Annotated in this window: 18 protein-coding genes and 5 pseudogenes; 15 read left to right on the top strand and 8 right to left on the bottom strand. The window is 68.0% G+C overall.

The window, feature by feature from the left end; genetic code table 11:
• The first annotated feature begins 13 nt into the window (after nt 1-13).
• The 4 genes and pseudogenes from ACIRD7_RS37490 to ACIRD7_RS37505 all read left to right on the top strand — a co-directional run bounded on the left by ACIRD7_RS37490 (nt 14) and on the right by ACIRD7_RS37505 (nt 2,773).
• Nucleotides 14-844 carry a glycoside hydrolase family protein gene (locus ACIRD7_RS37490; protein ID WP_403460376.1) on the top strand — a complete coding sequence of 277 codons (831 nt, stop codon included), beginning with the start codon at nt 14-16 and terminating at the stop codon, nt 842-844.
• Between the two features lie 58 nt (nt 845-902).
• Complete coding sequence (locus ACIRD7_RS37495; RefSeq protein WP_403460377.1) at nt 903-1,556, top strand: hypothetical protein; 654 nt, start codon at nt 903-905, stop codon at nt 1,554-1,556.
• A 461-nt stretch (nt 1,557-2,017) separates the two neighbouring features.
• Nucleotides 2,018-2,431, top strand: a pseudogene (locus ACIRD7_RS37500) (hypothetical protein); the annotation flags it as partial.
• Between the two features lie 129 nt (nt 2,432-2,560).
• On the top strand, nt 2,561-2,773 hold the full coding sequence (locus tag ACIRD7_RS37505) for a hypothetical protein (protein ID WP_403460379.1): 213 nt from the start codon (nt 2,561-2,563) through the stop codon (nt 2,771-2,773).
• Between the two features lie 100 nt (nt 2,774-2,873).
• Here ACIRD7_RS37505 and ACIRD7_RS37510 read toward each other — a convergent pair whose 3' ends face one another.
• The 3 genes from ACIRD7_RS37510 to ACIRD7_RS37520 all read right to left on the bottom strand — a co-directional run bounded on the left by ACIRD7_RS37510 (nt 2,874) and on the right by ACIRD7_RS37520 (nt 5,241).
• Nucleotides 2,874-3,044 carry a hypothetical protein gene (locus ACIRD7_RS37510; RefSeq protein WP_403460381.1) on the bottom strand — a complete coding sequence of 57 codons (171 nt, stop codon included), beginning with the start codon at nt 3,042-3,044 and terminating at the stop codon, nt 2,874-2,876.
• A 119-nt stretch (nt 3,045-3,163) separates the two neighbouring features.
• Entirely contained in the window at nt 3,164-4,558 is a 1,395-nt protein-coding gene (locus ACIRD7_RS37515) for a sensor histidine kinase (protein WP_403460383.1), read from the bottom strand.
• A complete protein-coding gene (locus tag ACIRD7_RS37520; RefSeq protein ID WP_403460385.1) occupies nt 4,555-5,241 on the bottom strand; it encodes a response regulator transcription factor in 687 nt (228 codons plus the stop codon). The genes ACIRD7_RS37515 and ACIRD7_RS37520 overlap by 4 nt, the downstream gene beginning before the upstream one ends.
• A 157-nt stretch (nt 5,242-5,398) precedes the next feature.
• On the opposite strand from ACIRD7_RS37520, the gene ACIRD7_RS37525 reads away from it, so the two are divergent.
• Genes ACIRD7_RS37525 through ACIRD7_RS37535 form a run of 3 tightly spaced genes read left to right on the top strand, consistent with a single transcriptional unit; the run spans nt 5,399 to nt 9,030 of the window.
• The gene (locus tag ACIRD7_RS37525) at nt 5,399-5,968 is read left to right on the top strand and encodes a hypothetical protein (protein ID WP_403460387.1); all 570 of its coding nucleotides are present in this window, start codon (nt 5,399-5,401) and stop codon (nt 5,966-5,968) included.
• 12 nt (nt 5,969-5,980) lie between these two features.
• On the top strand, nt 5,981-8,320 hold the full coding sequence (locus ACIRD7_RS37530) for an MMPL family transporter (protein WP_403460389.1): 2,340 nt from the start codon (nt 5,981-5,983) through the stop codon (nt 8,318-8,320).
• A complete protein-coding gene (locus tag ACIRD7_RS37535; protein WP_403460390.1) occupies nt 8,317-9,030 on the top strand; it encodes an LmeA family phospholipid-binding protein in 714 nt (237 codons plus the stop codon). The genes ACIRD7_RS37530 and ACIRD7_RS37535 overlap by 4 nt, the downstream gene beginning before the upstream one ends.
• 308 nt (nt 9,031-9,338) lie before the next feature.
• On the opposite strand, the gene ACIRD7_RS37540 is transcribed toward ACIRD7_RS37535, so the two are convergent.
• Nucleotides 9,339-10,178, bottom strand: coding sequence for an MBL fold metallo-hydrolase (locus tag ACIRD7_RS37540; RefSeq protein ID WP_403460393.1), 840 nt, complete (start codon nt 10,176-10,178; stop codon nt 9,339-9,341).
• 453 nt (nt 10,179-10,631) lie between these two features.
• Here ACIRD7_RS37540 and ACIRD7_RS37545 point away from each other — a divergent pair, with 453 nt between their 5' ends.
• Nucleotides 10,632-10,925, top strand: coding sequence for a hypothetical protein (locus ACIRD7_RS37545; RefSeq protein WP_403460394.1), 294 nt, complete (start codon nt 10,632-10,634; stop codon nt 10,923-10,925).
• On the opposite strand, the pseudogene ACIRD7_RS37550 reads toward ACIRD7_RS37545, so the two are convergent.
• Together ACIRD7_RS37550 and ACIRD7_RS37555 are read right to left on the bottom strand one after the other, a co-directional pair.
• A pseudogene (locus ACIRD7_RS37550) lies at nt 10,806-11,693 on the bottom strand (transposase). The gene ACIRD7_RS37545 and the pseudogene ACIRD7_RS37550 overlap by 120 nt on opposite strands.
• A 293-nt stretch (nt 11,694-11,986) precedes the next feature.
• Entirely contained in the window at nt 11,987-12,781 is a 795-nt protein-coding gene (locus ACIRD7_RS37555; protein ID WP_403460396.1) for a MerR family transcriptional regulator, read from the bottom strand.
• Nucleotides 12,782-12,859: 78 nt separating this feature from the next.
• On the opposite strand from ACIRD7_RS37555, the gene ACIRD7_RS37560 reads away from it, so the two are divergent.
• From ACIRD7_RS37560 to ACIRD7_RS37570, 3 genes are all read left to right on the top strand, one after another.
• A complete protein-coding gene (locus tag ACIRD7_RS37560) occupies nt 12,860-13,222 on the top strand; it encodes a nuclear transport factor 2 family protein (RefSeq protein ID WP_403460398.1) in 363 nt (120 codons plus the stop codon).
• Between the two features lie 38 nt (nt 13,223-13,260).
• A complete protein-coding gene (locus ACIRD7_RS37565; protein WP_403460400.1) occupies nt 13,261-14,046 on the top strand; it encodes an SDR family oxidoreductase in 786 nt (261 codons plus the stop codon).
• A gap of 313 nt (nt 14,047-14,359) precedes the next feature.
• Nucleotides 14,360-15,373, top strand: a complete 1,014-nt coding sequence (locus ACIRD7_RS37570) for an alpha/beta hydrolase (protein WP_403460401.1) — start codon at nt 14,360-14,362, stop codon at nt 15,371-15,373.
• 36 nt (nt 15,374-15,409) lie between these two features.
• Here the strand turns inward: ACIRD7_RS37570 and ACIRD7_RS37575 are convergent, their stop codons facing one another.
• On the bottom strand, nt 15,410-15,667 hold the full coding sequence (locus ACIRD7_RS37575; protein WP_403460403.1) for a hypothetical protein: 258 nt from the start codon (nt 15,665-15,667) through the stop codon (nt 15,410-15,412).
• 105 nt (nt 15,668-15,772) lie between these two features.
• On the opposite strand from ACIRD7_RS37575, the pseudogene ACIRD7_RS37580 reads away from it, so the two are divergent.
• From ACIRD7_RS37580 to ACIRD7_RS37590, 3 genes and pseudogenes are all read left to right on the top strand, one after another.
• Nucleotides 15,773-16,243, top strand: a pseudogene (locus tag ACIRD7_RS37580) (IS5 family transposase); the annotation flags it as partial.
• Nucleotides 16,244-16,395: 152 nt separating this feature from the next.
• On the top strand, nt 16,396-16,728 hold the full coding sequence (locus ACIRD7_RS37585; protein ID WP_403460404.1) for a hypothetical protein: 333 nt from the start codon (nt 16,396-16,398) through the stop codon (nt 16,726-16,728).
• A gap of 443 nt (nt 16,729-17,171) precedes the next feature.
• Nucleotides 17,172-17,300, top strand: a pseudogene (locus ACIRD7_RS37590) (NADP oxidoreductase); the annotation flags it as partial.
• A 118-nt stretch (nt 17,301-17,418) separates the two neighbouring features.
• Here ACIRD7_RS37590 and ACIRD7_RS37595 read toward each other — a convergent pair.
• The gene (locus ACIRD7_RS37595) at nt 17,419-18,936 is read right to left on the bottom strand and encodes an MFS transporter (RefSeq protein ID WP_403460406.1); all 1,518 of its coding nucleotides are present in this window, start codon (nt 18,934-18,936) and stop codon (nt 17,419-17,421) included.
• A gap of 411 nt (nt 18,937-19,347) precedes the next feature.
• Here ACIRD7_RS37595 and ACIRD7_RS37600 point away from each other — a divergent pair.
• A pseudogene (locus tag ACIRD7_RS37600) lies at nt 19,348-19,572 on the top strand (DUF5133 domain-containing protein); the annotation flags it as partial.
• Nucleotides 19,573-19,640 lie beyond the last annotated feature (68 nt).

Here is a 19,640-nt window from a genome sequence, read left to right on the forward strand (position 1 = left end):
GAGCGTGGAAGCCATGCGGAAGCTGCGCCTACTCGTGGTGCTGCTGGCCGTCCTGACCATGCTCGCCTCCACCGGGAGCAACCAGGCCGACGCGAGCGCATCCGCCGCCGCGGTGAAGAAAAAGGGCATCAGCGCCTGGAAATTCAACGGGGTCACCGGGGCCATGGCCGACGCGAAGGTCGGCTGGTTCTACACCTGGGCCTCGGACAAGCAGAAGATCAAGACCCCGCCGGGCGTCGAGTTCGTGCCCATGATCTGGGGCCGCGACTTCGTGACCGACGCTCATCTCAAACGGGCCAAGGCCCAGGGCAAGAACCTGCTCGGATTCAACGAACCCGACCGTGCGGACCAGGCGAAGATGTCCGTGAAGGAGGCGCTCGACCTGTGGCCCCGACTGCAGTCGACCGGAATGCGCCTCGGAGCACCCGCGGTTGCCACCGGCGGTGAACTGTCCGGCGGCTGGCTCGACCGCTTCATGAAAGGCGCCGCCGCCCGCGGCTACCGGGTCGACTTCATTCCCCTGCATTGGTACGGCTCGGACTTCAACCCCCAAGCCGCGACCGAGCACTTGAAGAACTACCTCCGTGCCGTGTACCAGCGCTACAAGAAGCCCATCTGGCTGACGGAGTACGCGCTGATCGACTTCTCCACCGGCACGCCGAAGTATCCGACCAAGGCGCGGCAGGCCGCCTTCGTGAAGAAGTCGACCGCAATGCTGGAGAAACAGCCGTACGTCAAGAGATACGCGTGGTTCACGCTTTCCACGCAGCGCGGCCACGGCACCGGCCTCTACAACGGCGCGAAAGCCAACCGGGTGGGCGCCGCCTACCGCGCTGCGCGGTAACAAGATGCCCCCTTCTCTTCATTCCCCTCTTCTCTTCTTTTCTCAGGAAGGACGCGAAATGCGCGATCGTCAGCCCACGGGGCGTGTCCTGGCCGTACTGGCCGCCACCGCCTCTCTCACCGTGATGGCGGGCGCCGGCTCATCGGCCAATGCCTCCTCGGAGGCGGCGGCGGAGATCCCCTGCGCCAAGTACCTCCAGAAGAAGCACACTTACCGGACGGACCCCGCGGGCCCGTCCTGGCAGACCTACAAGACGGACAAACTGGGCAGGCCGGCCCACGCCTCCATCCGGGTCGGGGCGGTGGATCGGGACCCGAAGCCCGGTGCGTGCGAGACCACCGTGGGTGAGTGGGGCCGTCCCGGGCACGTGGGCGCGCGCATGATCCCCGCCGGCGTCAAAGGTGCCGGACACCGCGCCAATGTCGTCCCGGTCACCAAGTCGGCGGACAGGATCCTGAAGGCCGTGGAGAGCAAGACCCTGCAGTGCAACGCGAGCTACAAGATCGTCAACCTCGGGGTCGCCGCCCACTACAAGAAGAACGACAACGGAGTTGTTCCGTCCGGGTTCAGCCTTTTGCTCGAGGTGAAGAACCGCGCCATTGAGTTCGGCAGGAACTCGTTCCTGGCGTTCGACAACAAGGAGTACACCAAGGCCGGCGAGCGCAGGCTGCTTGACTCCCTGGCCGACCAGGTGAAGGCGATGAGCTGCTAGCACGGCGGCCATAGCCACACCCGGACGACGAATCCGTTGGGGCACTCGATGGCGGGGGCGGCGCGCTTAGCTCGGACTTCTCCGGCAAGTACCGGTTGCTGGATCAGGACCCTACTGGGTGGACTTCCCCCAGTTCGGGCACTGCGACGCTACCAAGGCGACGGTGAACTGCACCGTTCCCAAGCCCTAGCAGAAAGCCGTGGGCCCGGCGGGAGGAATCTCCTACCGGGCCCACCGGTCCTAGGCAGTTTCGTTTGGATCAGTCGGTCGTTGGTGCGGGTGTGCCGTTAACAGATGCGCAGTGGGCGCGGATCGAGCCGTTACTCCCGGACCAGACGCCGAAGCGGGTGGCCGCTGGCGGGATCACCGCGAGGTGATCGACGCGATCGCCTTCAAGTTCCAGACCGGAACGCAGTGGGTCCACCTCTCGGAGAAGTACGGCACGGCGAGCGCGGTCTCTCACCGAGGGCGTGGAAAAGGTCATCGTCACCAAGCAGGGACAGGAGACCTGGCCCGCCAGTGGTGACTACAAGCTGCGCTACAACCTGTTCGACTCCTCCGGCAAGGAGATCACGGACAGTTCGAAGATCCGGTGGACGTCGATGCCGGAGGCGGTCTCGCCCGGCGAGAGCGTGATCTTGGACGCGAAGATCGCCCCGCTCACGCCGGCCACGTACACCGTGCAGTGGACCATGGACGATGTCGGAGTGAGCCGCTTTACCTCCGCCGGTCTACCGGGCCCGGCGGTGAAGATCTCCTCGGTGAACATCCCGCCCCAGATGCCCGCCGAGTCCCCGGGCAGCGGCGTCACCGTCAACACCCTCACGCCGACGCTGTGGGCGAAGGGCACCGACGCGGACCACTACCCGAAAACCGAACGTCCGTGACCAAGCTTCCCCGGACGGGGAGAAACTCGTGCGCTACCTCCGTTCAGGATCGGCGCTCGCAGTCACCGGTGCACGGGTCCACGACGTGCTGAGCAGCGGCAGGGACTCATCGGCGCGTTGGAGCTGCTTACCGACGGCGAGTGGTTCTGGTACTCAGACCTCGCCCACTACGTCGGGCCCTACCACGTCCAGCTAGACAAGGCGTGCGTCGACCACGCACGCGCACAGCACTGGGTTCCACCCAATCTCTCCACCGAAGACCTCATCCGGATCGGAGACACCTTGGACGCGCTGTTCGACGCCGAGGCAAGCGGCATGCACACGACTTGACGAGTTAGGCGCCTGAGGTGTCTATCCAGAACTTGCGCTAGGAAGAGCGGCGGTCGCCAGAAAGACGACCTGCCACCTGTTGGCTGTGCCATGGGTGATGTCAGGACGAGGAACGACCGCGCATGGTCGCGCTCTCCGACTGCCGTTGGAAGGTCGTCCCGTACGTGCCCTTGGTGATTCCTTGGACGACCCGGTCGACGGCCGCTCGCCGGTCCGCGTCGTCCCTAAGCGCCAGCGCCTGGTCGAGGTCCTGGCGCAGGTGTTGCGGCATGCTTCGTGCCCTGGCGGTGGCGACTCGAGGTCGTAGCCCTTTACCGAACAGCCAGTTCATCCCGCTCCTCCTCCGCACGGCTTCGGGCAGGAGCGTGACCGGGCGAGGCAACGACTCCGTCAGGCGATTGTCAGGGGCGTGTAAGGAGCACCGGGGTAAGGCGGCAGCTTGACGGTGAACCAGGCGCCACCCTCGGGCGCGCCTCCCCGCGCGGTGATGGTGCCGCCGAGTCGGCCCGCCAGGCGGTGGGCGATGGCCAGCCCGAGGCCGCTGCCGACGGGGCGGACGCCTCGATAGCGGTCCGTGAGGGCGCCGCGCACGAAGGCGACCTCGATGTCGTCGTCAGTGAGTCCTGGGCCGCCGTCACGGACTTCCAGCAGGGCGCCGGGGCCGTCCGCTCGCAGGGCCAGGACGACGGGTTGTCCGGCCGGCGTGACGCGCAAGGCGTTCTCGGCGAGGCCGTCGAGGAGTTGACGTACGCGAAAGGCGTCGGTGGTGATCAGCACAGGGCGTTCCGGGCGCTCGACGCGGAAGTCGACATCGTGCCGGGCACAGCGCGCCGACCAGGCGGTCGCGGTCTGCGCCACCAGGGCGTCGAGGTCGACCTCGACGATGTCGAGGCGGAAGTCGTCGGCCTCCAGTCGCGCCAGAGCGAGCAGATCGCCGACGAAGTGTTCGAGGCGCTCGATCTCGGTGCGCAGGATGCGGCCGGCCTCGGGCACCTCCTCGCCGGTGATCACTTCGTCGGCAAGGGCCTCGGCGTATCCGCGTGCCGTGGTCAGCGGGGTGCGGATCTCGTGGGAGACGGAGAGCAGGAAGTCGCGTTGACGGTTCTCGCTATGGGTCAGCGCTGTGTCCAGGGTGTTGAGTGCACCGGCCAGTTCCGCCACCTCGGCAGGACCTTCGGCGGGAACCGTCACGCCGCGGGCGCCCTCGGACAGCCGGTGTGCGGTCCGTGCGGCCGTGACGAGCGGGCGCGCCAGGCGCCGGGCCAGCAGAGCACCAGCGAGGGCGGCGCCGGTCAGGCCGAGGATCAGGGGCAGTACGAGGCTGCCGCGCATGCGGTCGGTGGCCTGGTCGACGGCGCTCATCGGCTGGGTGAGCACGAGGCCGCCGCCGGTAAGGGTCGGTGCTCCCTCCACCAGTACGTGGTCGCCGTCGAGGCGAGCGGTCGTGGACACGCTGTCCCCGGAGAGCAGTGCTTCACGGCCGCCGGCGTCGACGGCGCCGGCCGCCGGACCGTCGATCTTGCCGGAAGGCTGGACGATGGCGAGCTTGATGTCTTCGGGGCCCGCGATGCGTTGCTGCCGTTCGAGCATCCAGGAGGCCAGGGGAGGGGTGCGGGCGAGGACTTCTGCCTGCCGGGAGAGCTGGTCACGTTCCTGCGCCTCCGCGTTGGTGCGGATCGTCCGCCAGGCGAACAGCCCGGTCAGCAGTACGGCGACCGTGGCCACGGCGCTGGTGAGCAGGACGATGCTCCTGGTCAGCGAGCCGCGGCCGTCCACGGGGCTCATCGGCCGGTGTCGGAGATGCTGTAGCCGACCCCGCGGACGGTGCGCAGGGGGCTGGCGTCACCGAGCTTGGCGCGCAACTGGGAGACGTACACGTCCATCACGCGCGTGTCTCGGTAGCCGGCGTACCCCCAGACCTGGGCCAGCAGTTGGTCGCGCGTGAACACCTGGCCGGGATGGTGCATCAGGAAGGCGAGCAGGTTGAACTCCGTGGTCGTCAGTTCCACTTCCCGGTCGTCGACGTGCAGGGTACGGCGGCCGGTGTCGAGCGTGAGGCGGCCGACCTTGCGCACCGGGTCGTGCCGCGGCCCGGCGGCGCGTCGCAGCAGGCTCTTGACCCGGGCGACCAGTTCCTGCGGGGAGAACGGCTTCGTCAGATAGTCGTCGCCGCCCAGTTCCAGCCCCAGAACACGGTCGGTCACCTCGTCCCGCGCGGTCACGAACAGCACGGGAGTCCAGTCGCCGTCCTCGCGCAGCCGACGGCAGACCTCCATGCCGTCCATACCGGGCAGCGCGATGTCCAGCACGATCGTGGCCGGGCGCATGCGGCGGACGGCAGCCAGGGCGGCGTCACCGGTGGTCTCGACATGCACACCGAAACCCTCGCGGCTCAGATATCGGCGCTGGAGGTCGGCGATGTTCCGCTCGTCCTCCACGACCAGGACGAGCCCTTTGCTCTCCGCCATGTGCCCTCTTCTCGCAGCTCAGTCCCCGATGCTAGCCAGCTCCGCCCCACGCGAGCGCTTTCACGACCGGCCCTTACACGCCCCGAACATTCGCCGAACCTCCGGCTCGCATGCCGCGGCGAGGCTGACGCCCGAGATCGAACAAGGGGAGGACCCTGTGAACCGCATCCGCAGCGCTGTGTCCGGCCGGGCCGTGACCGCGGTACTGGCCGTCACGGCCGCCACCGTGACCGGACTCGTGTGGACGACGTCGTCGTCCGGACCCCCGACGGCACCGACCGCCTCGGCAGTCGGCCTGGCGGACGCCGACACCATCGGCCTGGTCGCCGACGAACGCCTCGTCGCCGACGTTCCGCGGCCCCTGCCCGGCCGCTTGTCCGAGAATCTCCGAGCGCCCGGCCGCCTGCCCGAGGCACTGCGCGCCGATCTGCGCAAACTGCGCAACCTGGAGCCCGCACCACGACGGGAGGCGGCGGCGCAAATCTGGCAGGACGCACTGGACGGCCACTACGGCACCCGGGTGCAGCTCCGGGCCGAGGAGGCACAGCGGCGTTTCCGGGCGCTGCCCGGACAGCTCCAGGACGACATCAAGGAGCTGCGGGGGTTCAGCGGGGCGGAGCGGACCGAGCAGCGGACGGAGATCCGCGACAAGGCGCTCTCCGGCGAGTACGGCCGGCAGGTGCAGCGCTGGGCGGAGCGGCGCGGCGACTTCTGGCAGCAGGACTGAGTGCCGGCACGCATGACTCCTGCTCACCGCATCACCGACCCCGGCCTGCCCGACGAGGGCCTGACCAGGAACGACGGAATGACCGACGCACCGCAAACGACCCCGGAACCCGACCACCGCGAAGCACCCTCAGATGTCGGTCGGCTGCACCGGCTCGGCCGCTGGTGCGCCCGGCGGCCATGGTGGGTGATCACCGCCTGGCTGCTGGTCCTGCTGACCGCCCTCGGCGCCGACCGTGCCTGGGGAGGCACCTACGACGACGACTTCGCCCTTCCCGGAACCGCTGTGCAGACCGGGGCCGACCTGCTCGACGCCCATGGAGGCGACCAAGAGCGCGGCACGGCCTCCCAGATCGTGCTGCACGCGGACACCGGTTTCCTCGACGCGCACCGGGACGCCGTCGGCACCGCGGTGACCGAGCTGAAGGAGCTCCCCGAGGTGGTCTCGGTGGCCGATCCGCTGAGCACGCTGGGCGGGGTCTCCGCCGACGGCACCACCGGCATCGTGACGGTCCGCTTCGCCGAGAACCCGGCCCGCTTCGAGACCTCCTACCTGGACGGCGTCGACGACGCCGTGCACGGCCTGCGAGCCGACGGCGTGGACGTCGAATACGGAGGGCCTCTGGGCCAGTTGGCCCGCCCGAAGGCCGAGGACCGGCTGTCGGAGGTGATCGGGCTCGCGACCGCCGTGGTCGTGCTGCTGGCCGGCTTCGGCAGCCTTGCCGCCGCCGGGCTGCCGCTGCTGACGGCCGTTGTCGGACTTCTGGCAGGCATGGCGCTGCTCGGTCTCCTGGCAGCGGCGTTCACCTTCGGCAACGCGGCTCCGACACTGGCCACGATGATGGGTCTGGGCGTCGGTATCGACTACGCGCTCTTCCTGATCACTCGTCACCGCCGACTGCTGCACGACGTCGACGACCCCGCCGAGGCCGTGGGGCGGGCGATGGCCACCAGCGGCCGTGCGGTGATCGTCGCGGCGGCCACGGTCGCCCTCGCCCTGGGCGGGCTGTACGCATCCGGCGTGACATTCATCGGCACCCTCGGCGTCGCCGCGGGCCTGACCGTCCTGGTCGCCGCCGCTGCCGCCCTCACCCTGGCCCCAGCACTCCTGGGCGTCACCGGCCGCCGCATCGACCGCTGGCGGGTACGCCCCCCGGCCGACGAGCCCAGCGACACAGCCGACACCTGGCACCGCTGGGCCGCCACGGTAGGCCGCCGACCTTGGCTCTTCCTCGCCGTCGGCACCCTGATCCTGGCGGTGCTCGCCATCCCCGCCGCCTCCATGCGCCTGGGCCACGTCGACAGCGGCGCCAACCCCATGGACTACACCGACCGCCGCGCCCACGACCTGATCGCCGACGCCTTCGGACCCGGCACCAACGGTCAGTTCACGGTCGTGGCAAACCTCGCCGACACCCGCACCGACCCCGGCGAGCTCTCCGGACCGCTGCACGACGCCCTGGCGGCGACCCCCGGGATCGCTCACGTCACCACTCCCGTCACCAGCGAAGACGGCGCCCTCCTCATCGCCACCGTGACACCCGACACCGGCCCCCAGGAGGAAGCCACCTCGGACCTCATGCACCGCCTGGAGAACGACACGCTCCCCGACGTACTCTCCGACTCGGGCGCGCAGGGCTATGTCACCGGCGTCACCGCCGCCCAACTCGCCTTCAGGGACGTGGTCGTGGACCGCCTGCCGGTCATCGTCACGGTGGTCGTCGCCGCCTCCTTCCTGCTCCTCCTCACCGTCTTCCGCAGCCTCCTTGTCGCCCTCAAGGCGGCCCTGCTCAACCTGCTGTCCATCGCCGCTGCGTACGGCGTCGTCGTCGCGGTCTTCCAATGGGGCTGGGGAAGCGGCCTGTTCGGCGTCGACGAACCCGTACCGGTGGAGTCGTACGTGCCGATGATGATGTTCGCGATCGTCTTCGGGCTGTCCATGGACTACGAGGTCTTCCTGCTCTCACGCATCCGCGAGGCGTGGCTGCACACGAAGGACAACCACCTCAGCGTGGCCACCGGACTGGCCGGCACCGCCCGTGTGATCACCTGCGCCGCCCTCATCATGACCAGCGTCTTCCTCGCGTTCCTGCTCTCCAGCAACGTGGTCATCAAGATGCTCGCCCTCGGCCTGGGCGTCAGCGTCGTCATCGACGCCACCGTCGTCAGGCTCATCCTGGTCCCCTCCACCATGTACCTGCTGGGGCGGGCCAACTGGTGGCTGCCGCGGTGGTTGGACAGGCTCCTGCCGCACCTGGATCCCGAAGGCCCGACCCCGACTGCCGCCCTGCCCCCGCACCAGGATGCGGACGCGATGGCCCCTGCCCGGACCGCATCGGGGGATCGCCGATGATCCGCTCCGCGTTCAGGCGGCACCGCGCCGCCGCGCTTACGTCCACCGCCCTCGCGGTAGTCCTGCTCACCGCCACCACCGCGGAACTCGTTGCCCGAACCCTGCTGCACAGCCGAATGGCCGCCGTCGCCGACCAAGCCCTCGGCAAGGGAACCGCCGTCGACATCGAGGGCAGTCCGGCGCTGCTCGCCCTGGTCGACCGGCACATCGACGCCGTGACCATCACCAACGATCACGCAGCCCTCGGCCGCATTCCCGGCGTCTCCGTCCATGCCCGCCTGGAGGACCTACGGCTGACCACCGACCGTTCTGGCACAGTCGCCCGCACCCACGCCGACGTCACGGTGCCCGCCGCCTCACTCCAACACATGGCCGGCACGTCCGACGGCGGGCTCCCCGTCACCGCCGTACATCTGGACGATCAGGCCGACACGGTGACCCTCGACCTCGGCCAGGGTGGGCTCGGGCAGGCCACCCTCCAGCCCCGTCTCCAGGACGGACGGGTCACCCTGCACCTGGCCGACGTCGAGATCCTCGGAAGTCCCGCGCCACCCCGGCTGGTGGACCGAATCCAGGACACGCTGACAACCCGGAACGGTGTGGACTACCCCCTGGGACTGAAGGCCACCACACTCGACGTCACTGCCACGGGACTAGCCGTCAGCCTGGACGCGGGCCCGACCCGGCTAACGGGAAAGACGAGAGCGTGATGCCGGTCAGATCGGACGGGCTGTGAGCTCTTTGGGCGACAGCTCGCGGCGATGATCAACCTCAGGTTCGTCACGAGTCGGGGGCCGTTGCGGCTGGGGCCGAGCACGGCGTCGCCTGGGACCAGTCGCCCGCAGCCGCTGAGTCCTTGTCCCGAACCGGCGGGCGAGACCTGGGACTTGCCAGGCGAAGGACGTGCGCGGGCAGCAGCAGCCATCCGCACACATAAACCGGCGGTCACGAAGCAACACCACGACGAACTTACCGCTGTGCGTCTGTCACCTCGACCGGCCTGAAACCACGTCCCGGTTCAGCCGAGAAGGGTCTGCGCGCCGTACCACAACGGCGACGGATTGAGCCGGCCCGGATGGCGAACGAGCATCTCCTGGTAGAAGGCCGTCGGAGGCGGGCGCAGGGCGAGGAGGTACTCGACGTCCTTGAGGTAGGCGCGGGTGTGCGCGATGGTCTCCGGTGTGTCGGGTCGGCTGCGGTCCTGGTGGCCCGCGACCACCGCGACCGGGCGCAGACCTTCGACCGTGTCCAGGGCCTGTAGCCACGCGGCGAAGCCACCGTTGGCGCCCTCCGAGAGGTAGAGGTGGACGTTGTTGTAGACGGCATCGCCGGCCACCACGAGGCCAAGGTCGGGAACGTGCAGCACGCTGGTGTGGTCGGTGTCGGTGTGGTGGGTGGGCACGGGTTTCAGTACGTGGCCCTCGAGGAGGAGACCCTCTTCGGGCACGGGACGGGCTACGACAGGGGTGTCACCGATGAGGCCGGGAAAGTCCTTGTCCCATCGCAAGGCGCGGCCGGTGGTGGCCTGGTAGTGCATCATCGCGATCGCGTCCGGCGGGGCCCAGGCTTGGGCGGTGGGGAAGCGCCGCAGCAGATCGCCGGTGCCGAACCAGTGATCGCCGTGGCCATGTGTGATGTAGATATGCGCCAGCTGTTTACCGGAATGCTTGATCCAGTCCCCGACCTTGCGTGTCTGTTCCTGGGTCAGGGGAGGGTCCACCAGGACCGCCGTGGCCTCCCCCATGATCAGGGTGCTGGTCAAGGGAGAGGAGACCAGCGGGTCACCGCTGGGCATACGCTGGTCGCCGGCCCGCTGGATGCCGTCCAGCACGAGCGTGCTGTACGTCAATGGCGTCATGAGAGCGTGCCCCTTCTCGCCACTACGCTCCCGGCGGTACAGCACACCTACGTCCGGGCGAGCTGCCGCGAAGGGCTCCACCCCTGCTCCAGTGTCTGGTGCAGGGCCCGCAGGTGCGAGTTGATCAGCAACTCCGGGCAGCACGGGACGTGGCGGCCGTGGCGGCCTCGCGCGCACGCAGGTAGGGCGGCGGGATAGGGCATGTCCTTCGGATCGTGGCATGTTGGTGGTGGCCCGGCACCGTCCGCGAGGCCTGATCCGGCGGAGATTGAGAGGGCAATGCCGGAAGGCAGTTCCCGAAGGAATAAAAACCGGCCGTTCGCCTGATAGCGCCTGCCCGAGAACGACACCCTCGGTGTGTCACTGAGAGAAATTCGAGGATTCCTATTTTAATCCTCCGTGATCGTATGAAGCCGATCCCTCAGAGATCGCCTCGTTCTCATCGGAGATGACATGCACAAGCTTCGCAAGGCTGCCCTCACGGTCGTCGCCCTCGGCAGCGCCGGACTCCTCAGCGCCGGCACCGCCACCGCCCAGGGCCTCGACGGCCACGGCGACAAGGGCGGGAACAGCTACAGCGTGCTGCAGAGCAGCAACTGCAAGTCCCACGACCTGAACCTCGACATCCTAGGCCAGGTCGGCCTGCTCAACGGGCTGCTGGGCAGCGCGCTCAACGGCGAAGGCGACGCAGGTGCGCAGAAGACGCACCTGGGCTCGACCATGGGTTGTAACAACAGCGCCTTCTAATAGAGCGTTTCGTCCCGGCGAGGGTGTTTGGTTCGAGGTACAGGTGTCGCGCCAGTTCGGGGTGGATTCACGGGTGAGTCTGCGGCTTATGAGGTCGATCATCGCGACCTGGATTATGGCTTCGGAGCGGTGGGGGTGGGTTTCGTAGTCGCGGGCGAGACGGCGGTGGTGCATCATCCAGCCGAAGGTCCGCTCGACAACCCAACGTCGGGGGATCACCTTGAACCCTTTGATGCCGGGTCGCGTTGAACGACTTCGACGTCGATGCCGAGGCGGGCGCCGTGGTCGATGGCCTTGGTGCGGTAGCCGGTGTCGGCCCACGCTTTGGTCACGCGAGGGGTTGCGGCGGAAATCTGGGAGAGCAGGTGGATGCCGCCGGTGTTGTCCGAGACGCTGGCGGCGGTCACCCAGACGGCCAGCAGGAGGCCGAGGGTATCGACGCCGATTTGGCGCTTGCGACCTGCGATTTTCTTGCCCGCATCGATACCTTGGCCGGCCGCAGGCACGTTGGCGGAGGTCTTGATGCTCTGGGCATCCAGCACGCAGGCGCTCGGCTCGGCATCCCGGCCTTCTGCCTCGCGCACCAGGCGTCCCAGCAGGCCGTTGAGTTGGTCGAAGAGCCTTCCTTCGGGCGCGCAGGTCGTAGCTGGGCTTGCGGATGCCGTTGCGGGCCTGACGCCACGCTTCGAGGGTGGGGCGGATGAGTTCCCAGCGGGCGTCGGACAGGTCGCTGGGGTAGGCCGGGCGGGCTGCATGGTGCCTGGGTATGCGGCGGCGGCCGGCCTGAGTAGGGCGTGTGCGGGGGTGCCGGGTGCACCGGAGCGTGCATTCTCGATCTCCGATGAACCGGTAGATTTCTAAATGAGACGGGAGCCCTTGGGTGGAAGCGGGCGTATTACAGCTCCGTCGATTGCCGCAGAGTGATGTTTCCGGTGAATCGCTTGACTGAGGGCTCGACCTGGCACCTGAAATTCCCCACGAACAATCCAATACCAGAATCAAACGCTCACTATTAAGGCGTGCGCTCCGTTGTTCCAAGGCTCCGCACCGCACTGACCGCTTCAGGTGACACGAAAGACCGGCCAGCCGATCTCGGTGCGCCATGCGGCGGGATCGCTGGTGTCACGGGGGCCGACAACGTAGCGCTCCCGCACAGGCCCGGCCACCGACATCGCGTTCTCCACGACCCAGGTCCCGAGTTCGCCGTACGTGACCTCGATGCCGTCGTGCTCGCCGACGTGGGTGGTGACGGCCAGTTCCGCGGCCGGCAGAGTCGTGGGGTGCACGCGTCCGGTGCGAGGTGGCGCATCGGTCGGCAGGTAGACGACCGCGTGACCGCGCTCCTGCTCGAAAAGGGCGTTGTCGTAGCTGCCGCCCGGCGGTCCGGTCACGGCGGCGCCGACGGCCGCCTCCAATTCGGCCATCGCGCCTGCGTACCAGGTCGCGATGTCGCCATGCCCGACTACGGCCTCTACGGCCGCGACCGTCCGGGCGGGCTCTGCACGCAGCTCGACGTCGATCGGCGCAGGGTCGGGCCGGAGGAGGCGGCGCAGCGACACGACCGCGGCGCGGGTGCGGTCGAGTGCGTCCTCGAGGCGTTGCAGGTGATCCGTGACCAGGGCCGCGCGGACACCGGGGTCGGGGGTCCGCAGGATCTGCTGCACATCGCTCAGGGGGACGTCGAGCTCGCGGAGCCGGTGGATGACCTGCGCGGTCGGGATTTGGTCGACGCCGTAGTAGCGGTAACCGGTGGTCTCGTCCACCACGGCGGGTTCCAGCAGGGCCGCTTCGTGATATCGGCGCAGGGTCCGGACGCTCAAGTGGGTCAGCCGCGAGAACTCTCCGATGGTCAGCATCCCGTCACTCTAAACACTCCCCCTGGGGGAGAGTCCACGGCTTGACCCTCCCGCCCCGCGAGGTCACACGGTGGGCTCATGACACAGCACACCGACCTTCCGTCCGATCTGCTCCCGACCACCGTGCGCGAGTTCTTCGCCGCCCACGTCGCCCGCGACGCCGACACCGCCTCGTCGTTCCTCGCCGAGGATGCGGTGATCGTCGACCAGGACGAGACCTTCCGCGGCCGAGAGGAGACCTACGCGTTCCTGCGGGATGCCGGGGCCGAGTTCGAGTACACGACCGAGCAGATCGGCGCTCACCGCGTCGATGACGCCCACTGGGTGGTAGCCGTGCGGCTCGAGGGCACCTTCCCGGGGGGCGTCGCCGAGCTCGACTACCGGTTCGCGCTGCGGGACGACCTCATCGCCGAACTCGTCATCGCCAACCACCCAGCCTGACCGAACCCGCACCACCTCGATCTTCATTGGAGAGAAAAATGTCTAGTTCAGATCGCGATCGTCTCGACGGTCGCCGGGCGCTGGTCACGGGCGGTTCGAAGGGCTCGGGCAAGGCCGTCGTAGAGAGACTGCGAGAGATGGGTGCCGACGTGTGGACCACGGCACGCACTATGCCCGGCGGCTACGAGCGCCCCGACCGATTCATCGAGGCGGACACTTCCACGGTGGGTGGTGTAGAGGTTGTGGTGTCCAAGATCTCTGAGGGAGGTGCGCTGGACATCCTGGTGCACGTTGTCGGAGGGTCGTCAACCCCACCTGGCGGGTTCGCGGCAGCGACTGAGGAGCACTGGCTGGCGGAACTCAACCTGAACTTCTTGGGAGCTGTCCGACTGGATCGGGCGCTGCTGCCGGCAATGGTGGAGGCCGGATCAGGAGTAGTTGTCCACGTCACGTCGATCCAGCGTCAGATGCCGTTGCACGACGCGACGTTGCCGTACGCGTCAGCGAAGGGTGCGTTGCGTACGTACAGCAAGGGTCTTGCGAACGAACTGGCGCCACGAGGAGTGCGAGTAAACGCTGTCAGCCCCGGGGGGATTCAGACCGGAGCGTATGAGGGCTTCATCGACCAGCTCGCCGAGGGCAACGGACTGACCCGCGAGGAGGCGAAGCAGAGCCTGATGGCTTCCCTCGGAGGGGTTCCACTCGGAAGGTTCGCAACGACGGAAGAGGTTGCGGACCTGGTCGGCTTCCTTGTCTCGGACCGATCCTCATCCATTGTGGGCGCGGAGTACGTCATTGACGGCGGCACTGTCCGGACCGTCTGAGCCAGGCACCGGCTCCGAGTAGCCACTCGCGAACAGCTCGATCCGACGGCGGAACCCCCTCCTTCACACGGAGAACTCTCAGACGCTGCCGCAACACCGACAAGCGCGTCGACGACGCCGTCGTCGCGCTTCCGGCGCTCGCCTGGTCGTCGCGATCGTGCCGCGCGTCTCCAGACGCTGCGCGTCACCAGTTCACGTGTCGAGCGCTCAGGTTGCCCCACCAGATGGCGGGCCGCATCGGTCACGTGACATGTGCCGCTGCCCCGTGAGCTGGGGCAGGCAGACACCCAGTCGACCACCGCAAGGAGAACACATGACCACGCAAATCACGGACCTGTCATCCCCCCAACCGGTCGGACCGCCTCCGCCCCTCGACCCGGAGCTCGCTCCCGTCCTTGAGATCCTGACCAGCCTGCGCTCCCCCGACGCGTACCGTTTGGACAACATCGTTGAGATGCGCAAGCCCGTCCCCGGGGTGGCGACCCCGACCGACGAGATCCTTTCGCGCGGTGGCACCTACAGCGTGGAGGAGCGGGCGGTGCCAGGGCCGGACGGGGAACCGGACATCTCGCTGCTGATCTGTCTCCCGAAGCATGCGACGACCCCGACCCCGGCGCTTTACCACATCCACGGCGGCGGCATGATCGTCGGAGACAACCGGTTCGGCCTCGTCGAGATGTTGAACCTGGCCGAGCCGATGGGCATGGCCGTGGTTTCGGTCGAGTACCGGCTCGCACCTGAGACACCCCACCCGGGTCCCGTCGAGGATTGCTACGCGGGCCTGGTGTGGGTGTCGGATCAAGCCCACGAGCTCAACATCGACCCTGAACGCATCGTCATCGGCGGTGCGAGCGCCGGCGGCGGCCTCGCGGCAGGTGTCACCTTGATGGCACGCGACCGCAACGGCCCGGCAATCCTGGCCCAGCTGCTCCTGTCGCCGATGCCTGATGACCGCAACGACTCGCCCTCTGCCCAGCAGATGCGCGGCGTCGGTATCTGGGACAGCTCCTCGAACGAGACCGGATGGAACGCGCTCCTCGGCGACGGCGTCCGCGGAGGACCGGACGTGTCCCCGTACGCTGCGCCTTCCCGTGCGGCAGACCTCTCTGGCCTGCCGTCCACGTTCATCGACGTCGGGTCGGCCGAAACGTTCCGGGACGAGGACGTCGCCTACGCAAGCCGCATATGGCAGGCGGGCGGCCGCCTCGAACTGCACGTCTGGCCCGGTGGGTTCCACGGGTTCGACGTCGTGGTCCCTCATGCCGTGATCTCGCAGGACGCCAACGCCGCCCGAGCGGCATGGCTGCGCCGTCAGCTCTTGGTCTGACCCGCAGCCTCGGCCAGGTAATCGGTACTTGTACGTTCAAGCCTGCAGCGTGTTCCGCGGGTAGGGGCCCCCGTGTTCGAGCACCTCGAGCGCCTGGCGTAGGGCGGGTGCCTGCGCAAGTCCGTGGGCAGCTTGGATGGCGCCTGCCAGGAAAGCCATGAAGCTCTCGACGAGTGCTTCGACCGGTATCGGGCGGCCGTCTCTCAGCCACTGGCGGGTCATTTCGTCACAGGCAGCGCTGAATCCCCGCACAGGCAGTCGCAGTTCGGGGGCGTCGGCGTCGAGGTCGAGCAACGCGCAGATGCTCTTGTTTCCCTCGTATCGGACCGCTTCGAAGGTCTCCCAGGCGAGGTCCGTGGCTTCGGCCTCTGCGCAGGATGATGTTCAAGGCGGCATCCTCGTGGTCGGCGAGGAAGTCCAGATGTGCGGATCACCGAGCGGACCGGTCTGCCCCTGTCCGTCGGAATCTCGGGAGCGAACGTCCACGACAGCCAGGCGCTGATCCCACTCGTGAAGGGCATACCGCCCATCCGCTCCCGGCGCGGGCGTCGGCGGCGCAGGCCGGGAAAGCTCCACGCCGACAAGGGATATGACTTCGACCACCTGCGGCGATGGTTACGCGGTCACGGCATCAGGCACCGTATTGCCCGCAATGGCATTGAGTCCTCGACCCGTCTGGGCCGCCGCCGCTGGACCGTAGAGCGGACGATGTCCTGGCTCGCCGGATGCCGCCGCCTGCACCGCCGCTACGAGCGCAAAGCAGAGCACTTTTTGGCCTTCACCAGCATCGCCTGCACCCATATCTGCTACCGAAGACTCACCAATGGAGACATCCCGGAACACCAACTACCCAGATCAGATGCCCTCTAATCAAGGACTGAGGTGACCATCGTGCGCAGCACACCGGGCCTCGCCGTGCCCATGCTCGGGAGCCCTGACATCTGTCAGGATCCCGCCTGCCTGCCTGTCTCCTACCCTTTCGCGCAGGTCGCCCGGCACAGGGCGGAAGAGAAGGGCAGGACATGAAGATCCTCTGGAAACGCGCACTCGTCACCGGAGCAGCGGGGCTCGCTCTCGCCGGCGGAGCCGGTCTTGTGACCGCCTCACCCGCGGCGGCCGCGGAGGGAAATGTGCTGCGGTGCAGCGCCTGGGTCGCGGACAATCGCGCCTACGGCGAGTGCTACAACCCCGGGACGCAGCTGCATGCGTTCTCCGTACACGCCATCTGCGGCTGGTCCCCCGACGCTTACTCGAATTGGGCATATGTGACGCCGGGCGGGACCACCACTGTCAGTATCGGATGCGGCCCGTTGAGCAGCGGCGTCGGCGGCGTCGCGATCGAGTACGGCGGCTGAGCGTCCCGGGACGCCCAGATCCATCAGGAGCCCCCTAGAAGGTCGATGAACTTCTTGGGTTCAGGCCCTGCCGCGTGAGCGGCAGGGCCAGACTCGTCATTAGCGATGGGCGAGTGGGTCGGCGAGATGGGCGGGCCGGACGTGTGGGAGACCTGCCGGGATCTGATCCCGGCCGGGAGTGTGTTCGCGTTCCTGGCCGACCATCACCGCGCACCCCTCGACCAAGAAGCGGACACGAGACGTCGATATGCCTCCCTCACCCGAGCGAAACCATGCCTGACCAGCAGAAATCATGGGATCACGTTCGGTTGAGATACGGCTTCTAAAGGCTGTTGCACAGCGGCGATCTCGCTCAGATCCAGCCATCGACAGCAAGGTCAACTGCCCGAATAGGCATGCCTTCCTGCCGTCTTGGAACGCCGCATGAAGGAGACCCGGAAGATCGACCAGCCTGGATCACGGACCTCGGTGGGGTGGAGACCGCACGGGCCACCGAGGCGGCCGTCCTGTTCGTGCCCCACGTGATCCGGGCTCACGGATTCGCGTCGTTCGCGATCTCGGTCGTCAGTTGAGTCGTTAGGAATTGGCGAGCCTGAAACGCGACCGGGCGAACGAGGTCCTCCCGGTTCGCTCCGGTGGAGAGAAGGTGCTGCGCGGCCCTCGCGCACGCCTTCGGCCCAGCACTGGGAGTCAGCTCTGCCGGGAATGCATCGGGCTGTTGGCGACCTCCTCCGGGCACTTCCCGTGTATCCCGCGTATGCGCCGGTCGCGTCGCCAGTCGAAGGCAGCCAAGGCCAGGGAAGTCAGCATCCCGGCGATGGCGGTGCCAAGTGCGATGGCGAGGGCGCCTTGATAGTCGTCGCCGCTGCCGAGGACCATGTAGAAGAGACCGGGCAGGGCGGCGGTGCCCACCGCAGCGCCGAGCCGCTGTCCCGTCTGCAACGCGCCCCCCGCCGCGCCGGCCATGCCCACGGGTACGTCCCGGAGGGTCATGGTGATGTTCGGGGAGACCACGAAGCCCCCTCCGATGCCACCGAGAAACAGGACAGGAGCGGCGATCCATGGAGCGATGCCCAGGGGCGCGAAGCGCAGGAGCAGCGCGGCTCCGCCCAGACCACAGATCACCCCGGCGAGGCCGCAGACGGTGAGCAGGCGTCCGTACCGGCCCACCAGTCGGCCAGCGACCACGGCGGCACCCGCCGAGCCGAGGGCGAACGGAGTGACGGCGAGACCGGACTGCAAGGGGGAGAAGGCCAGGCCGTTCTGGTAGAAGAGGGCGAAGACGAGCCATACGCCGCTGAAGCCGATGAAGTACAGCGTGCCGACGCCGGCCCCTACTGCGTAGCCGCGCACCGTGGTGAACAGGCGTGGATCCAGCAACGGTTTGGTCCCCTTGGTGACGAGACGATACTGCCAGCGGACGAAGACGGTGAGGATCGAGGCGCCGACGGGGAACATCCACCACAGGCGACCCAACCCGCCGGACTCCGCCTGGACCAGCGGATACATGAGGGCGAGAACGCCGAGTCCGAGAAGCAGCACGCCGGGTACGTCCACGTGCCTCCGGCCGGACCGCTGACTTTGGGGCAGCAGTCGGCGTCCGAGTAGGACGGCGAGGATGCCGATGGGGACGTTGACGTAGAAGATCCAGCGCCACCCCTGCTGACCGTCGGCCAGGGCGAGGATCGTGCCGCCGAGGAGGGGACCGGACGCGGAGGAGATGCCTACCGTCGCCCCGAAATAGCCGAAGGCCCGGCCGCGTTCGGCGCCGCGGAACAACTGCTGGATGAACGCGGAGTTCTGCGGAGCCATGAACCCGGCCGCCAGTCCCTGCGCGAGGCGGGCCACGACGAGCAGGGTGATGTTGGGGGCGGCACCACAGGCTGCGCTGAAGACGACGAAACCGCACAGTGCGACCAGGAAGATGCGGCGTCGGTCCAGGGCATCGCCGAGCCGTCCGGCGGTTACGAGTGCGAGGGCGAAGGTGAGGGTGTAGCCGGACACGATCCACTGCACCTGTGCGGGGGAGGCGTGCAGGCTGTTTTGGACTGTGGGTAGCGCGACCGCCACGATCGTGACGTCGAGCAGGCTCATGAAGCCCGCGACCAAAGTGACCCAGAGCGCCCGCCACCGGCGTGGATCCGGCTGGTACTCGTCCTTCCGGCCATCGGGGGCTTGGTCGCCCGCCGCTGACGCCGCCGCTGTCACATGTAGTCCTCTCGCACGACCCGGCCGAACCTGTTCCCCGGCTGCGGCGCGTGCACACCGACGGTCTGCAAATGGGTGATGCCGGGTACCCGACGTCCGCCTCTTCGACCGGTCGGACGGTCTGCGCGCGCCACCGCCACCGCGCCCGTCCGGCTGTTTCGCCGCGCGGCGACCGGAACCCCACGGTGTGGCGGGATAACGGCCGGCAGGGCAGTCAAAGGGCTTCTCCCCGCGCCGGCACGCACCGGTGATCACATCCGCTGGCAGGCGTAGACCAGGCAGTCTGGGGCACTTGGAGGTCTGCTCGTCGTTGTTCGGCAGTCAGCAACGGCGTGGGAATTCTGCTTGCAGCCTGTTCCTGGCGGTCGCACCTGCCGGGGTACGAGCTGCGCTTCGGGAAAGAGGAATCTCATGATCCTTCCGGCTGAGAGAGAGCTGCGCGCTGCGCTGGCCCGGTTCGCTTCCGCGCGCATCGATCACGACGTGCGCCCGACTGGTGCTACGAGCCGTGCTCTGGAGGACGCCACGTACAGGCTCTGTGTGATGACCTCTTCCCGCAGCCTCGATGAGGCTCTGGTCGCGGCAGATGCGCTGTTGCAGCGCTACTGCGCCGACCGTGCGGCCGTTTCGTCGGAGATCCTGGCGGTCGTCGACGTGCCGCGTTCAGCAGCCCCCGTCGAGGCCGCGTCGGACACCTCGCGGCT

The sequence above is a fragment of the Streptomyces sp. NPDC093568 genome (assembly GCF_044764945.1).
Lineage (GTDB): Bacteria > Actinomycetota > Actinomycetes > Streptomycetales > Streptomycetaceae > Streptomyces.

Excerpts from the sequence above, each read along its gene's own strand:
- ACIRD7_RS37490 (WP_403460376.1), top strand. The coding sequence starts at position 14 with ATGCGGAAGCTGCGCCTACTCGTGGTGCTGCTGGCCGTCCTGACCATG.
- ACIRD7_RS37495 (WP_403460377.1), top strand. The coding sequence starts at position 903 with ATGCGCGATCGTCAGCCCACGGGGCGTGTCCTGGCCGTACTGGCCGCC.
- ACIRD7_RS37510 (WP_403460381.1), bottom strand. The coding sequence starts at position 3,044 with ATGCCGCAACACCTGCGCCAGGACCTCGACCAGGCGCTGGCGCTTAGG.
- ACIRD7_RS37515 (WP_403460383.1), bottom strand. The coding sequence starts at position 4,558 with ATGAGCCCCGTGGACGGCCGCGGCTCGCTGACCAGGAGCATCGTCCTG.
- ACIRD7_RS37520 (WP_403460385.1), bottom strand. The coding sequence starts at position 5,241 with ATGGCGGAGAGCAAAGGGCTCGTCCTGGTCGTGGAGGACGAGCGGAAC.
- ACIRD7_RS37530 (WP_403460389.1), top strand. The coding sequence starts at position 5,981 with ATGACTCCTGCTCACCGCATCACCGACCCCGGCCTGCCCGACGAGGGC.
- ACIRD7_RS37535 (WP_403460390.1), top strand. The coding sequence starts at position 8,317 with ATGATCCGCTCCGCGTTCAGGCGGCACCGCGCCGCCGCGCTTACGTCC.
- ACIRD7_RS37540 (WP_403460393.1), bottom strand. The coding sequence starts at position 10,178 with ATGACGCCATTGACGTACAGCACGCTCGTGCTGGACGGCATCCAGCGG.
- ACIRD7_RS37545 (WP_403460394.1), top strand. The coding sequence starts at position 10,632 with ATGCACAAGCTTCGCAAGGCTGCCCTCACGGTCGTCGCCCTCGGCAGC.
- ACIRD7_RS37555 (WP_403460396.1), bottom strand. The coding sequence starts at position 12,781 with ATGCTGACCATCGGAGAGTTCTCGCGGCTGACCCACTTGAGCGTCCGG.
- ACIRD7_RS37560 (WP_403460398.1), top strand. The coding sequence starts at position 12,860 with ATGACACAGCACACCGACCTTCCGTCCGATCTGCTCCCGACCACCGTG.
- ACIRD7_RS37565 (WP_403460400.1), top strand. The coding sequence starts at position 13,261 with ATGTCTAGTTCAGATCGCGATCGTCTCGACGGTCGCCGGGCGCTGGTC.
- ACIRD7_RS37570 (WP_403460401.1), top strand. The coding sequence starts at position 14,360 with ATGACCACGCAAATCACGGACCTGTCATCCCCCCAACCGGTCGGACCG.
- ACIRD7_RS37585 (WP_403460404.1), top strand. The coding sequence starts at position 16,396 with ATGAAGATCCTCTGGAAACGCGCACTCGTCACCGGAGCAGCGGGGCTC.